We start from the raw sequence: 14,633 nt of genomic DNA, 5'->3' as shown, positions 1-14,633 counted from the left end.
GCTCGCAAAACATGTAGAGAAGCCGGAAATCACTTCGCCCGCTACTCGGAATCCGAATCTTCGCGACTGAAACTCGTAAGCTCACCCCGAGGAAATCGCACTCGGAGTGATTTCCGGACAGACACTAACTAGCTGGATAGACGGCTACCTGGCCGGATAGATGGCCGCGAAAATCATCGTGACCGCCAGCGCCGAGAAGCCCATCGCGGTACTCATCGTGGAAACCACTTTCAGGCCCTCGGACTCGGTCATACCGCTCATACGCGTGATGATCCAAAAGCCGCTGTCGGTCATCCAGGCAATCGGCTTGCTGCCGGCCCCGATCGCCATCGCCAAATACACGGGATGAAACGGCAGCGATTCTGCTTGCGCCAAACCCTGCAGAACTCCCGCAGCGGTGATCATGGCGACCGTCGCCGAGCCCTGCAATGTTCGAATTGATGCGGTTACTGCGAAGGCGACCGGCAAGATCATCAGCCCCGGAACGCCACCCGCAAACGCGCCCACCGCTTCTTCGATACCGGCTTGCCGAAGCATCACGCCGAACGCACCGCCGGCAGAAGTGATCAAAATGATGTTGCCTGCCGATCCGAGCGAGCGACTGACCAACGTGACCTTCGATCGCGATGGACAATACTTCAGCAACCAGAACGCGAAACCAACGGCGATCGCCAACGCGATGTTTTTATCGCCCAGTGTGATCAAGCCTCGCGCGAACGACGAAGTCTCGATTTGTCCCGCGTCGACCAAGTAGTCCAAAATCGACGCGATGCCGATCAGCAGCACAGGCACGGCGATCGGCAACAGCGACTCGGTCAGCCCCGGCATTGGCATGGCAGCCTCTTCGGCCGTTCGTGACGGCGCGATCGATTCGCCTTGAAGTTCTTCGGCTGCACGCAGCGGGACGTCAACGAAATGGTTGATGACGCGCGCCGAAGCCAGCGACAACACGCTGCTGAACAAGCCGATCGACAACCCCGCGATCATCATCGTACCGATGTCGACGCCGATGATGCCAGCCACCAGCAGTGGTCCCGGTGTTGGCGGAACCAACGAGTGGGCAATCGATCCGCCCGCCATGACTGCCAGAATGAACAACACATAATCGCGACCGACTCGTTCACGAAGACTGCGAGCCAGCGGGATCATCAGATAGAAAACGGTGTCAAAGTAGACAGGAATCCCTAGCACAAACGAGCTGACCGCCAGCGCCTCCGGTGCGCGGCGAGGCCCCACGTACGCCAACATGCGATCAACGATGACGGTCGCGGCTCGTGATTCCAACAAACAGCCACCCACGATGCTGGCCAGCGCGATCAGAATACCGATCTTGCCCGCGGTCTCACCGAATGAACTGGCCAACCGAGACGACGCCGATTGGCTAAGAAGCGCCGCGCCCTCGGCGGCATCTAGGCTGCCTTTTTCGATTTGATAGTCGACGAACTGCGCCAGCGGTTCACCCGTTGCCAAGACGGCAACTAAAAAACCAGCCAACAACAGTGTCAGGAAAGCGTGCAACCGAAACACGAGAATGCTGATCAGCACGACGGAGATCGCGACAGCAACGATGATCCAAATGTTCATTCCGCCTGTTTCCTCATGGATTGAATTCCCGAACAATTTCTGGACCACTGCGACAAGTTATCCACGCCCGGTGGGGTCACACCTTGGACGCCTTTTGCATTAACCTAGCGGGTAGGAAGTCGAGCGTGTGCAAGGCCGACCACAACCATTTCGTACCACCGCATCCCCAGTCGATCCCAACTCATGAGCGACTCAGTACCCGTATCCACGTTTTTCATGCGGCACGAGTTTGCGATTCGACGCGTTCACTCGCTGTTGGGCATCGTGCCGCTTGGGTTGTACATGTGCGTTCACCTGACAACGAATGCCAGCCTGATCACAGGGGCAGAAACGTTCCAGCGGGCTGTCTTCATGATCCACAGCCCTGGCGAACTGCTGCCGGTGATTGAATGGGGCGGAATCTTTCTGCCGCTGTTGTTCCACGCCATCGTTGGAATCTGGATCGCGAAAACCGGGCACTCCAACGCCCAACACTACAAGTTTGCAACAAATCGACGGTACGTTTGGCAGCGCGTAACGGGCGTCATTGCTTTGGTTTACCTGTTCTTTCACGTTCTGCATTTGCACGGTTGGATGCACGCCCACGTTTGGTTGGATGTGATCCGACCGATCGGATTCGGCTCGTTCTATCCCTACAATGCTGCCAGTACGCTGGTCGCGGCGATGGAAGGCTTCTTCTGGCCCGCGTTCTACCTGATTGGCGTCATGTCGTGCGTTTACCACCTGGCCAACGGCCTTTGGACCGCCGGAATCACCTGGGGGATCTGGATCACGCCATCCGCCCAGGCCCGAGCCACGAAAGTCTGTGTGGCGTTCGGACTATTGCTTGCGGTTATTGGAACGACGGCTTGGTGGGCTGCGGTCGCACCTAGCACGGACGAGATCAAAGCATACCGCGAAGTCGAAAACCGTATGTATGACGCCTCCGAGAAGGCCGGAACGGTACCCAAGAACGACGAAAAGCGGCTATTGGAAACGGAATAAACGTGTCAGTCCGGTCCAGCATCGTTTGCCGCTGCCAAAGCCGGGCTTGTCACGGCATGATTATTACCTTGGGGCGAATCCCAGGGTGAACCCACAGAACACTCATCGCAGCAATTGGTTAAGGAATTCAACTCCATGGCAGAACATCGCGTAGTCGTCATTGGCGGCGGATTGGCCGGTCTTGCGTCAACGATGAAGTTGGCTGAACTAGGCGTTTCGGTCGATCTGCTCAGCCTGACTCCCGTCAAGCGCTCGCACAGTGTGTGCGCCCAAGGCGGTATCAATTCGTGCAACGACCAAACTCGTCAACTCGGCGACAGCGAATGGAAGCACTTCGACGATACCGTTTACGGAGGTGATTTTCTGAACCACCAACCGCCGGTCAAGGAAATGACCGAGTGGGGACCAAAGATCATCGACTTGATGGATCGGCTCGGCGTTCCATTCAATCGCACCGGCGAAGGTTTTTTGGATCGTCGTCGGTTCGGCGGAACGCTTTACAAAAGAACGGCGTTCGCGGGTGCTACCACCGGCCAACAATTGCTTTACGGATTGGACGAACAAGTCCGACGGCGGGAAAGCGAAGGCTTGGTCAAGAAGTATGAGTTCTGGGACTTTCTGGGTCCGATCATGGACGACGAGGGCCGTTGCCGTGGCGCGGTGGCTCAAGACATGGTTTCGATGAAGATTCGTGCTTTCCCAGCAGACGCCGTGGTTGTCGCGACGGGCGGTTGCGGCTTGGTTTACGGTCGCAGCACGATGAGCGTGTTCTGTACCGGAAGCGCGGCGAGTCGCTGTTTCCAAGCGGGTGCGAAGTACGGCAACGGCGAATTCATCCAAGTTCACCCGACCGCGATCCCTGGCAGCGACAAGCTACGGCTGATGAGCGAATCGGCGCGGGGCGAAGGCGGCCGAGTCTGGGTGCCGCGGAAACCGCACGACGTCCGTTCGCCGATGGACATCCCCGAAAACGAGCGTTTCTATTTCCTGGAAGAACGCTATCCGAAGTATGGCAACCTGGTGCCCCGTGATATCGCGACGCGGGAAATTTTCGACATTTGTGTCAACGAAGGGCTGAGCGTCGAATCGGATCGCATGGCGGTTTATCTGGACCTGACGCACATCCCCAAGGCGGAACTTGACCGCAAGCTTGGTGGGATTTTAGAAATTTACGAGAAGTTCCAGGGCGTCGATCCACGGGTCGAGCCAATGCGAATCTTCCCGGCCGTTCACTACAGCATGGGCGGGCTTTGGGCCGATTATGTGAAAAGTGCCAGCGGCGGTATGGAAGCCGGCGCACCGCGGAACCACATGACCAACATCCCCGGGCTCTACGCCATCGGCGAGTGTGACTATCACTACCACGGTGCAAACCGCTTGGGTGCAAACTCGCTGTTGTCGTGCATCTTTACTGGGCTGTTCACGGGATCATCGATCCTGAACTACGCGTCCAGCCAGCCACAGAACTACAAAGACTTGCCGGCCTCGGTGAGCGATGGTGCTGTTCAGAAACAACAGACTCGTCACGACGAACTGCTCAAGGGCGATTCTTCGTCGGATGAGAACCCCTATTTGATTCACCAAGAATTGGGTGACATCATGACGCGTGTGGCAACCGTCGTTCGTCGCAATGATCAGTTGTCCGACGCGCTCGGGAAGGTCGACGATCTGCACAAACGTGCGATGCGTGCCAAGTTGTCCGACACGGGTTCGTGGTCCAACCAGAACGTTATCTTCACCAAGTCGCTGCAAGACATGTTCCCGCTCGCCAAAACGTTGCTCAAAGGCGCGTTGATGCGTGACGAGTGTCGTGGCGCCCACTTCAAGCCGGCGTTCGATAAGCCATCGCTCACCGCGGAAGATCCCGCCGAGCGGCGACAACAGGCGGAAAAATGGTGCGATGACTTCGAAGAAAACAATCGCAAGTTCTTGAAAAGCACCATCGCGCGTTGGAACACCGAAACGTTGATGCCCGATATCACCTACGAAGACGTCGACACTTCGTTGCTGGCACCACGCCCGCGTCTGTATGGATTGGTCGGCGCCGAAGACATCGAAAAGGTTTGGAAAGAACGCGCTGATACCAAGAAGGCGATGGAACCGGCAACGGCCTAGGCGGCGTTCACAGCAAAACGCTTATCGAGATTGACAAGGCTTCGACATTTACGGTCCGCCGCACGCGAGCGACCGGTGACACTCAAAAACAACCCACTTCGAAAAGATAGGATCGACGGATGATCGCCCTCGAACCCGGCCTCAAAAAACGCCCCGAATATATCAACGTTCGCGTTCGTCGTCAGGACGGTCCCGGCATGGAACCGTACTGGGAACTTCACAAGATCAAGTACGAACCGGAATTGAACGTCATCACGGTTCTGCAACGAATCGCCCAGCAAGCAAAGACCGTCGACGGCAACGTGGTCGCGCCCATCGCATGGGACTGCGGCTGTCTAGAAGAAGTTTGTGGTTCATGCACGATGCTGATCAACGGTCGCGTCCGCCAAAGCTGCAGTGCGCTGGTGGATCGGTTGCTGGCCGACAATGCTGACGAAATCGTCTTGGAACCGATGAGCAAGTTCCCCGTGATCCGAGACCTGATGGTCGACCGACAACGATTGTTCCGCAGTTTGCAGCGAGTCAAGGCGTGGGTACCGGTCGACAGCTACTTCAACTTGGGCGCTGGCGAGCGAATTTTGAGAGACACGCAGGAGCAGAACTATCCGCTTAGCCAGTGCATGAGCTGTGGTTGTTGCCTGGACGCGTGCCCTCAATTCAACAAGATCGAACTGACACAAAACGACGGCGAGTCTGACGAAGCGTTCGAGAAACGGAAACTTGAATCGTTCGACGAAGGCTTTGTTGGCGCGCACGCGATTTCGCAAGCGATGTTGTTCAACAATCACCCCACGGGGAAGGCACTGGCCGGCGAACGTCTAGAAGCTCTGATGGGCCCCGGTGGCGTTGCAGCGTGTGGCAACGCACAAAACTGTGTCTCGGTGTGCCCGAAAGAAATTCCGCTCACCACATCGATTGCCCGAGCCGGGCGTGCGACAACGATCCAAGCGGTCAAGAACTGGTTCGACAAGTAGTCGCCGGTCCAATCGCCCGCGCCAAGCGGGCAAGAAGATCTTCGTGGGCTTCCGAAAAGGAGCCACGTTCGGACAAACGTGGTCAACCCTATCGCGATGGCGGCTAAATCAAAGGTAGAAATTTACTAGTGATCGTGGCCGGCATGATCATGGCCTTCATGGTCGTGCCCGTGATCGTGCTTGATCTCGCCGCGATAGGCCGTACCGCCGATGGTCAGCATCAATTTCGGCGCTGACGAAGTATCGTCGATGTGGCCCGCCAAGTCAGCGTCTGCAAGGGTGAATCGCGACGCCTTGCCGCTCGGATCGCCTTCTTCCGGACTTGCGAGCAACTTGAACTGTTCGGGAGTCCCGTCGTGCAACAGATTGATCGTCACTTCAGATGCATCAATCGGAACATTCTTGCCAGCACCCGAATCAAGCACATAGACGGTGACAGACTTGTCGTCGTGAACCACTTCGCCGTGATATTCTTCATTGCCAAGTTCGACGAGCGTGCCGTGATGCGGACCCTCACTGGGGTGCGCATGCACATCCTTGGTTTCCGTCTGGTTCGATGAACTGCTCGCCTGATCGGTCGGCTTGGAGTTGCAACCGGCCGAAAACAAGACAAGTAAGGCGACGCAGGTCTTGGAAAACGGTTGAATACGCATGTTTTTCGTTAGCAAAAGAGTTAAGAGTTTCGAATCTGACTTGCGATCAAACGGAAAAATTTTAGGCGGTGTCTGTCACAATGGTATTGGCTTCGATCCGAGAAGGCAAAACACACCTTGCCGCTGGTGCATCACTCATCCAAAGTCACTTCTTTCACCGAATCACCCACCACCCGTTTCGCCGACGTGATGCCAAAGAGCGAGAATAGAGCTGGGTGAACAAAGAAATCCAACGCCGTGGAGCTGATCAAGCCACCCAGAATCACGGTCGCGACGGGATACAAAATCTCTTTCCCGGCTTCACCTGCCGACAAGACTAGAGGGACCAAGCCAATGCCGGACGTGAGGGCAGTCATCAGCACCGGCGCAAGCCGTTCAAGCCCGGCGCGAACGATCATCGCAGGTGTGAATTCTTCGCCTTCGTGTTGCACCAGATGCAAATAGTGCTGAAGCAGCAAAATTCCGTTTCGTGAAGCGATCCCCGCCAGCGAAATGAATCCAACCATTGCCGCGATCGTCAACGTTTGACCGGTAATTACCAAGGCGGCGACCGATCCAATGAACGCCATCGGCAGCGCTGCCATGACTTGGAACGCCAAGTTCACGCTTCGAAACAGTGTGAATAGAACCAAGAAAACACAAGCCATGGAAATAACGAACAGGACCGAGATCACGCGGCTGGCCGATTTTTGACTCTGGAACTGTCCGCCATATTCGACAAAGTAACCCGATGGAAGTTGCGTGACGATCGGCGCGATCGCCGCTTGAATATCCGTCACCACGTCGACGACCCCACGATCGGCAACATTGCACTGGATGACAACCCTGCGACGGACGTTCTCACGATTCACTGCGTTCGGACCACCCGACTCGTAGATCTTCGCTAGCGCTGAAAGCGGCATCGTACCTCCCTCGGGCAATTGAATCGACAGCCGCTTCAGCTCCTCGATATCCTCGCGATACTCGTCTTTCATGCGAACCACCAAATCAAACGTTCGCATCCCGTCCAGCACCTCTGAAACAACCTTTCCGTTCATCGCCGTTTCGATGTAATCATTGACGCTGGCCGTTGTCATTCCATACTGCAATAGCTTGTTGCGATCCAACTCGATACGCAGCTGAGGAATGATCACTTGAGGTTCCAGTATCGCGTCGATGACGCCGGGAACGCGTTGCATTTTTGAAAGAACTTGTTCCGCCCTTTGTCGCAACAGATCCAGATCGTCTCCGTAAATCTTGATTCCGACTTGCGCCTTCACGCCTGACAACATGTGCGAGATCAAGTGGGCGATGGGTTGCTCAACGGCCGTTACGACGCCCGGGATCTGTTCCATCGATTCGCGGATTTTGGCTAACTGATCCTCACGTGAATTTGGCGAGTCGGGATCAAGTTCAATGATGATCTCCGACATGTTCACGCCCTCGGCGTGTTCGTCCAGTTCCGCACGCCCGGTCCGACGAGCAAACCGTTGTACGTCGTCGATCTTCTTCAGTGATTCCTCGACCGTCCGCGCGATCGTCGTCGAAGCAGACAGCGAAGTCCCGGGCGGAAGAACAACGTTCAACTGGATCGTGCCCTCGTTGAACGGTGGAAGAAAGTCCTTCTCCAGTCGCGTCAGAAAAATGGTCGCAATCACGACCATCAGGATCGTCACGCCAAGATTGAATCGCGGGAACGTCAAGCTGAATCGAATGATCTTATCCGCAACCCACTTCAACCACCGAAGGGTGAAGCCGTCCTGTTCAGGTTCGCGACCTTTGCTGAGCGCCAGAAACCAATAAGACAGCACTGGCGTAACCGTCAGCGAAACGATCAGCGAGGACAGAATCGAAACGATGTACGCGATACCCAACGGCACGAACAACTTGCCCTCCATGCCGCCGAGAGCAAACAGCGGCAAGAACACCAGAATCACAATCATGGTCCCGAATACGATCGAACGGCGGACTTCGGTACTAGCGCGAAAGACGACCAGCAACGGATTCAACGGGCTGCCCGCGGCTCGATTCTCTTTCAAACGCCGAAAGATGTTCTCCACATCGACTATCGCGTCATCGACCAATTCGCCCATCGCTACGGCGATGCCACCCAGCGTCATGGTATTGATCGAAAGTCCGAAAACCGAAAACACAATCGCGGTCATCACCAGCGAAAGTGGAATCGCGGTAAGTGTGATGAAAGTTGTCCGCAGATTCAACAGAAACAGAAACAAGATGACGACGACAAGAATGCCGCCATCACGAAGTGCTTCCACGACGTTATCGATCGCGCGGTCGATGAACGCTTTTTGCGAGTAGACCGTTGAAATCTGAGTTCCCGGCGGAAGCGTCGGCTTCAGTTCCTCAATCGCCTTCATCACATCGTCGGTAACGCGGCGAGTATCGGCATCGGGTTGCTTGTTGATCGTCAGAACCACCGCCGGCCCGCCCCGCCATTGGCTTGTGGGCGGAGAAGTTAAAAAATCGGTGGACCTGACAAACGCCGAACTATCACCCCGTTTGACCTGCGCTCCTTCGACGACGCTTGCGACTTGCGTCAACAACACCGGCCGACCTTCGCGAATGGTCACCGGAATTTTCTTGAGGTCATCGATCGAGGCAATCCGTCCCAACGACCGAACAAGCAGTTCATTAGGACCTTGGCGATCGAGGTAACCGCCGGTGCCGTTTTCGTTGCTGCGTGAAACAGCAGATTCGACTTCCGCAAGCGTTACGCCATATCGCAACATTGCGTCGGGATCGACTAAAACTTGAAACTGCTTTCGCTGCCCGCCCATCGTAAAGACTTGTGAAACGCCAGGAATCGTTAGCAACCGTTGGCGGACGACCCAATCCGCAGTCGTCCGCAACTCCATCGGATCCGCGTCGGCATTGTCGTTCCACATGCCAAGCATCAAGACTTGTCCCATGATGGACGAAATCGGTGCAAGCTGTGGCGTGATTCCCTTGGGCAAGCGATCCTGAACCATCTGCATTCGCTCGGCTACGATTTGACGGTCGGTATACACGTCGGTGCCGTACGCGAATTCGACATAGATCACTGAGATGCCGACGCCCGAGGAGCTTCGAACGGCTTCGACGCCGTTAGCACCATTCATCGTCGTTTCGATCGGAAACGTGATCAGCGACTCGACTTCTTCCGGAGCCATGCCCGGCGCCTCAGTCATGATCACAACACGAGGGCGGTTGAGATTGGGAAAAACGTCGATCGGCATGACCATCGTTTGCCATGTCCCATACCCGACTAGGAACAGAGCAATAGCGATGACAAGCAAACGTTGGCGAAGCGCAAATCGGATGACTGCGTTTAGCATGAGACTTCGGGTCCGTTTTAGTGAGTATGACCGGCGTGTGGGTCGGCACCGCCGCCAGACTTATTCTTAATCGCCATTTGCATCTGATGAGCGGCCGTAAATGCAACGACGTCACCGGGATACACCGATCCATCGTTCGCGATCACAACCGCATTCTGGTCGCGGTACCGCACGTGGACAGGAACGCGTGTAAACACCTTTCCGTTTTGTTGAAAGACGAACCAATCCGCGCCGTCCTTCACAACAGCATCAACGGGTAGCACGATCTGGTCATCCCATTCTTCGACTGGCACACGCAACTCCATCCGCTGACCAAGGCGGTATTTCCAGGACAGGAACCGTTGGCCATCGCCATTCGTTTCATCGCGAACGGTTTCGTTTGGCAACTCCACAAACATGGACAGCGTCCGTGATTCGGGATCGATGGAGTTCGAAACAAACACGAGCTTCAAATCACGAACGTACTCCTTGCCCGAAGATCCACTCAGCACGGCGTCGACGGTCCAGTTGCGTTCGACCGCTTTGGTAATCGCGGCAATATCGTTCTCGAAAGCTTTCCCTTCGATAAACAACTGCGTGTAATCGGACAGTGAACAGAGTTTTTCACCCGCGAAGATTGCTTGGCCCTTATGAACTTGCAAGTCATCAATCACGAGTGCATTTTTACCGTGCGAGTGATTGTGCGTGTGATCGTGGCTTTGGTCGTGATCTGAGCTCTTGAGTTCGGGCAGGATCGAAGGTGGCATCGATTGAGTAAAAGACACCGGGATCGCCGAGATCTGGCTGAGCCGAAGTTCTTCGTGATGGTCGTGCGTATCGACGTCGGGAGCAACAATTTTCAACTCACGCAGCAACTTTCCTTCCGTTCCGATCGAGTCGACTTGGCGATCCGAGAGGCCGTGCATTCGAAGGGCCTCGCGCTGTGACTTGGCGTACGCCTCGAGCTTCCCTTTTTCGTAGCGACGTTCCAAAAGTTGCTTGCCAGAAATCGCGCCCGACTGGGTGGCTTGTTCTAATCTGGAAATCTCGCGATCTTCGACTTCCAATTCGCTGATCGTTTTCAGGTAAGACGTTTGAGTCTCGACCAAATCTTCATACGTCAATCGAACCTCGAATAGCAGATCACCCGGCATCACGGCTTCGCCGGTCACCGCATGAACGTGAGTGACGACGCCGTTGAGTGGTGACGAGACAATGATGGACGATCGACCAGGCTTGGCCACCACGACGGCCGGCACGGTGGTCGATCGGCGATAAGTTGACAACTCGACCGGTCGCAGGAATTCGGACGTGAGTCCCAGGTTCATCATCGCCTGAGGACTCAGTTCCAACGATGTAATGGACTGCCCACTGCCACCTAATTCTGGATGAGCACCGTGACCCGCGGTTCCGTGATCATGCCCGTTGTCGCCGGGGCCGTCATTTGTTCGCTGTGACGCGAGTGTCTTGTCGATCATCTTCGACAACGGTGGCCACCAGCGGGAATGAGTCGCCAGGGCCGCGATGATCACAAGGAAGCACGAGATCCAGCGAATCGCTGTACCACCCACGTTGTTAGCTTTATGTTGCATCGATCAGACTCAAAATATGATTGCGTTTGCGCCCCGCGGCACGACAGGCCACGGCTTACCTCTGACACTGGCGTCGAATCCGAGTGTCGGAATCGGCGCAGCAATGGCTTGGACACACGACCGTCATCCTGCCCAGGACAATTGCCCGTGACACCAAGTTGTCATGAAAGACTGCGAACGAAGACTCGCAATCCAAGAAGCACAGCTGTCCTAGATCTGCCAGGACTGTAAAGACGCGCAGCGACGCGAGGAAGTTGCCAGCCGATCAAGAATGGGCGAATCGATCCGTCGACACGAAGACACCCCACCGACAACTGGAAATCGCTTCGCACTACAACAGCCCCATTGCAAAGTGCAAGCATTTCGGTCGAAGCCGAGCAACTGTGACTTCACCGCGACATACCTACATCGGCCTTCGTCGCAGACATGCGAATGTTCGTTGGGGCAACCGCCGCACATCGCTTGCATCGCAGCAATATTGCGATCGCAATCTTCCGACGCATTCAGAATCGGGTCACTCACATGACATAGGTGCTTCGAATGATCGTCGACCGAGCAATGATCGTGACACGAAGCCTCGACTTCCGAAGCGTGCGATCCATGTTCTGCACAGCCAATCGACTTCATCGCGTGGGAGTGATGCCAGCAACAACCAAGCACCGCATGTGCGGTGAACGCAAGAAGCGTCAGTCGTTGGATGAAGCGGGCAAACATTGCGAAACGATCTTTGGGTGGCGTTGGTGCGACTCCGTATTATCCCCAACCCCTACAATCGGGTCAATGATGCCAAGACTTGAAGCAGGGCAGCTCACTTTTTCAAAATCAATAAAGCTGAAAAATTCAAACGCGACACGCAATCGAGTGAATATACATCAATTTCGCGGATTCACTCGCTTGATTGTCGCGATTGGATGCGCCAGATTCAAAATTGATGAAGCAGGACCGAATACGTGGAAAAGCTCGTTCAAGCCCCCAATCGCCCCCCCGCCGTCAAGCATGCATTGCCATGAAACATGAATCGTCGTTTCCATGTTTGGCAGCGGGTTTTCGATTCGCCCCGAGTCGTCGACGATAACGCTCGCGGAAAACAGTCGCCGGCCCATTCGGCCTAGACGCTCGCTAACCGCTTGCTAGCCGTCGTTTCTGCGATCTTCATCGAGTTGGGGATGCGGCGAAAGGCGTTGCAACAATGCGAGCAGATTTCCAGCGTTTTCATCGTTTGCAAATCCGTGCCAACTCGACTCGAAGCGCCGTTGCTCGTTGTCGTAAGTCGGCAAGTAGAAGTTCCGACACTTCCAACAAATCGTGGTCTCAAAGAAAAGCTGATTGTCACGGTAAAAGCGTAACCCGTATGCCGGGTAGTGACAAAACGCACCACCGTGCCTATCAAACGCCAACGCTTGCCATGCGGTTCGTAGATCTTGACAGCCCTTTCCTGTGACGGTGGCGTGGGCGTGGATATCCGCTTGCGTTCCGTACGGTCGCACGGGAAACGTTCTGCCTCTCGCGCGGGGTCTCGATTCTTCGTCGCCGAAAGGATCGCGTTGCAAACTCGATACAGCATAAATTTCAACGCGATCGAATGCAGGCAGCCCATCGGTGTACGCTAGCGACATCATCCGCGCAACGGGCGTCTCTACATCCGGGTGCGTCGCCGACCGCTCGGAATCCTTCGCTGCAGTTTCGAAGGCGTCGTTGAACGGTAGCGTCTCCTGTGCAAAAGTAGCAACGCAAGTGACGGTCAAAATACAGATCAAGTGAGCGAAACGCATTGCAATGGACTCGTATCCGTTTCGGTCGTCGCCATCGGGCACCACAGCGACGACCACATTAAAAAATGATGCGGTGCTCCGCATGGTTCTCCGCCGTTGATGCATCCGGATATCACTTCGCGTTCGTTTGCACCTTGGCTTCCGCGTCTTCACCCATTTTGTCAAGCAACATCGCAACGTCCTGAAACAGTCGTTCGTTTCCGATCATCGTGACCCTAGCGTTATTCGCCTTGATCTCGCAACTTCCGCCGCGTGACTTTCACAATTCAGGTCTCACGAACTCAGTCACATCTCTGATGATCTTGCCTTCTTGGCCTTCGAGCGCATTCGAAACCATCATCACTTTGACGTCCTGTTCGCGCGCCGCTACCTTCGACGACGTCAGCAGCACCGATTCATCGTGCACAACGTAGGTGAGATTGAGCATGTCGGTGAGACGTCCTATTGCGACACCTAGAGTCACGTCCTTGGCCACAAACGTGACTGGCTGCTCCGGTCGAATCCCAAGATCTGCCAATGCGTGTCCGTCCACGACAATCCGAATGTTGTGCATGCCGCTTAACTCCAACAGCAATTTGGAAAGGGGCATTTCACTCGCGTCGACATTCGTCCCATCAGACAACGATGCCGAAATTCGGTATTCGGATTCGGTGTACTCCGTTGGCACCATCGTGTCTTTGCCTTTCTGACCCTCAAAGGCAACTTCTTGCGCGAAACAACCGACCGTTACGAACACGGCAATCACAGCGAACACGGCGAATCGAAAATTTGGCATTCTGAATTCCAGCAAACTGCAGCGACAAAAGCAGCGACTTCGGTTCATTTGAGCGGCGGCACAAAAGGCATAGCCGTGAACCACTGCCTCCCAAACAAAAGAAAGATAGGAGATACAGTGGCCGCGACAACCGAGTACGCGATCGGAGCGTCGATGCGACCATCAAGCGACGGCCGCAACAGCACGGCTGAGACAATTGCGTTCAAGCCCAAACTTGCCGTCCAGAACCAAGGCAAAAATTAGGTTCTACGATCTGCAGCGACCGTAACCCAGCCGAACCACAGCGCGGCCCCGGGAAGGGTCACGATCCACGACACCGCGGGGAGATAGACAAGGACAGAGACTGCCAAAAGGCCGATCGCAATACGTACCGCCACACGTGTTGAGTCCAGCGACGGTCGGTCCCCGGCAATGACGTCGGCTGCAGAGCGGTGCGGATTGTCGTTCAAGCTTGCGTTTTTTTTAGCTCTGCGATGGATTTCAAATCTTCCAACATCAACGATCCGCGGATGGCATGAGCAATCAAGTTGCAAGAATTGAACCAAGCGTAGGTTGTCGCGGAAACGACAAACCTCGCTTCCGACGGTTTTCAGCGAATTTCAAATCGTTAAAGAAACCAGATCCAATCTGGTAGAGCTTAAAGCAATGCGATCCGCAGATTCGCCAAGAAGCAAGCCTTCCCGCGGTACGTCGAACCTTTTCATACCTTGCGGCCAATTTGTAACGACACTGCGATGATGGAAGCTGCGATGTTTTAGCCATTATGGGATGCCCCCAATTCCTGTACCAGGCGTTATGAAAGATTGGGTTGGGGAATTGGGATCGGTGATTCGCAGTGCTGCTGGAGTGAGGCCGTAGGCCGAACGGAAGCAGCACTGCGAAGCGCGAACT

General features: G+C 55.2%; 9 protein-coding genes. 3 read left to right on the top strand and 6 right to left on the bottom strand.

Annotation, left to right across the window (positions count from 1 at the left end; all coding sequences use genetic code 11):
* Window positions 1–144: 144 nt before the first annotated feature.
* Window positions 145–1,584: a GntP family permease gene (locus Poly51_RS29900; RefSeq protein ID WP_146462617.1), complete on the bottom strand. Its 1,440-nt coding sequence runs from the start codon at window positions 1,582–1,584 to the stop codon at window positions 145–147.
* Between the two features lie 183 nt (window positions 1,585–1,767).
* On the opposite strand from Poly51_RS29900, the gene Poly51_RS29895 reads away from it, so the two are divergent.
* From Poly51_RS29895 to sdhB, 3 genes are all read left to right on the top strand, one after another.
* Entirely contained in the window at window positions 1,768–2,568 is an 801-nt protein-coding gene (locus Poly51_RS29895; RefSeq protein WP_186775920.1) for a succinate dehydrogenase cytochrome b558 subunit, read from the top strand.
* Between the two features lie 135 nt (window positions 2,569–2,703).
* Window positions 2,704–4,683, top strand: a complete 1,980-nt coding sequence (gene sdhA, locus Poly51_RS29890; RefSeq protein WP_146462616.1) for a succinate dehydrogenase flavoprotein subunit — start codon at window positions 2,704–2,706, stop codon at window positions 4,681–4,683.
* A 119-nt stretch (window positions 4,684–4,802) separates the two neighbouring features.
* Window positions 4,803–5,657: a succinate dehydrogenase iron-sulfur subunit gene (gene sdhB / locus Poly51_RS29885; RefSeq protein ID WP_146462615.1), complete on the top strand. Its 855-nt coding sequence runs from the start codon at window positions 4,803–4,805 to the stop codon at window positions 5,655–5,657.
* 125 nt (window positions 5,658–5,782) lie between these two features.
* Here the strand turns inward: sdhB and Poly51_RS29880 are convergent, their stop codons facing one another.
* From Poly51_RS29880 to Poly51_RS29860, 5 genes are all read right to left on the bottom strand, one after another.
* Window positions 5,783–6,310, bottom strand: a complete 528-nt coding sequence (locus tag Poly51_RS29880; RefSeq protein WP_246114866.1) for a hypothetical protein — start codon at window positions 6,308–6,310, stop codon at window positions 5,783–5,785.
* A gap of 131 nt (window positions 6,311–6,441) precedes the next feature.
* Window positions 6,442–9,624 carry an efflux RND transporter permease subunit gene (locus Poly51_RS29875; protein WP_146462614.1) on the bottom strand — a complete coding sequence of 1,061 codons (3,183 nt, stop codon included), beginning with the start codon at window positions 9,622–9,624 and terminating at the stop codon, window positions 6,442–6,444.
* A gap of 17 nt (window positions 9,625–9,641) precedes the next feature.
* Window positions 9,642–11,195, bottom strand: coding sequence for an efflux RND transporter periplasmic adaptor subunit (locus Poly51_RS29870; RefSeq protein WP_146462613.1), 1,554 nt, complete (start codon window positions 11,193–11,195; stop codon window positions 9,642–9,644).
* Between the two features lie 1,130 nt (window positions 11,196–12,325).
* On the bottom strand, window positions 12,326–13,051 hold the full coding sequence (locus Poly51_RS29865; protein WP_146462612.1) for a hypothetical protein: 726 nt from the start codon (window positions 13,049–13,051) through the stop codon (window positions 12,326–12,328).
* Between the two features lie 175 nt (window positions 13,052–13,226).
* Window positions 13,227–13,742 (bottom strand): hypothetical protein, encoded by a 516-nt coding sequence (locus tag Poly51_RS29860; protein ID WP_146462611.1) that lies wholly within the window; start codon window positions 13,740–13,742, stop codon window positions 13,227–13,229.
* Window positions 13,743–14,633 lie beyond the last annotated feature (891 nt).

This window comes from Rubripirellula tenax (genome assembly GCF_007860125.1).
GTDB lineage: Bacteria > Planctomycetota > Planctomycetia > Pirellulales > Pirellulaceae > Rubripirellula > Rubripirellula tenax.
Note: the sequence above shows the minus strand (reverse complement) of the source record. Positions and strands in the feature narration are given on the sequence as shown.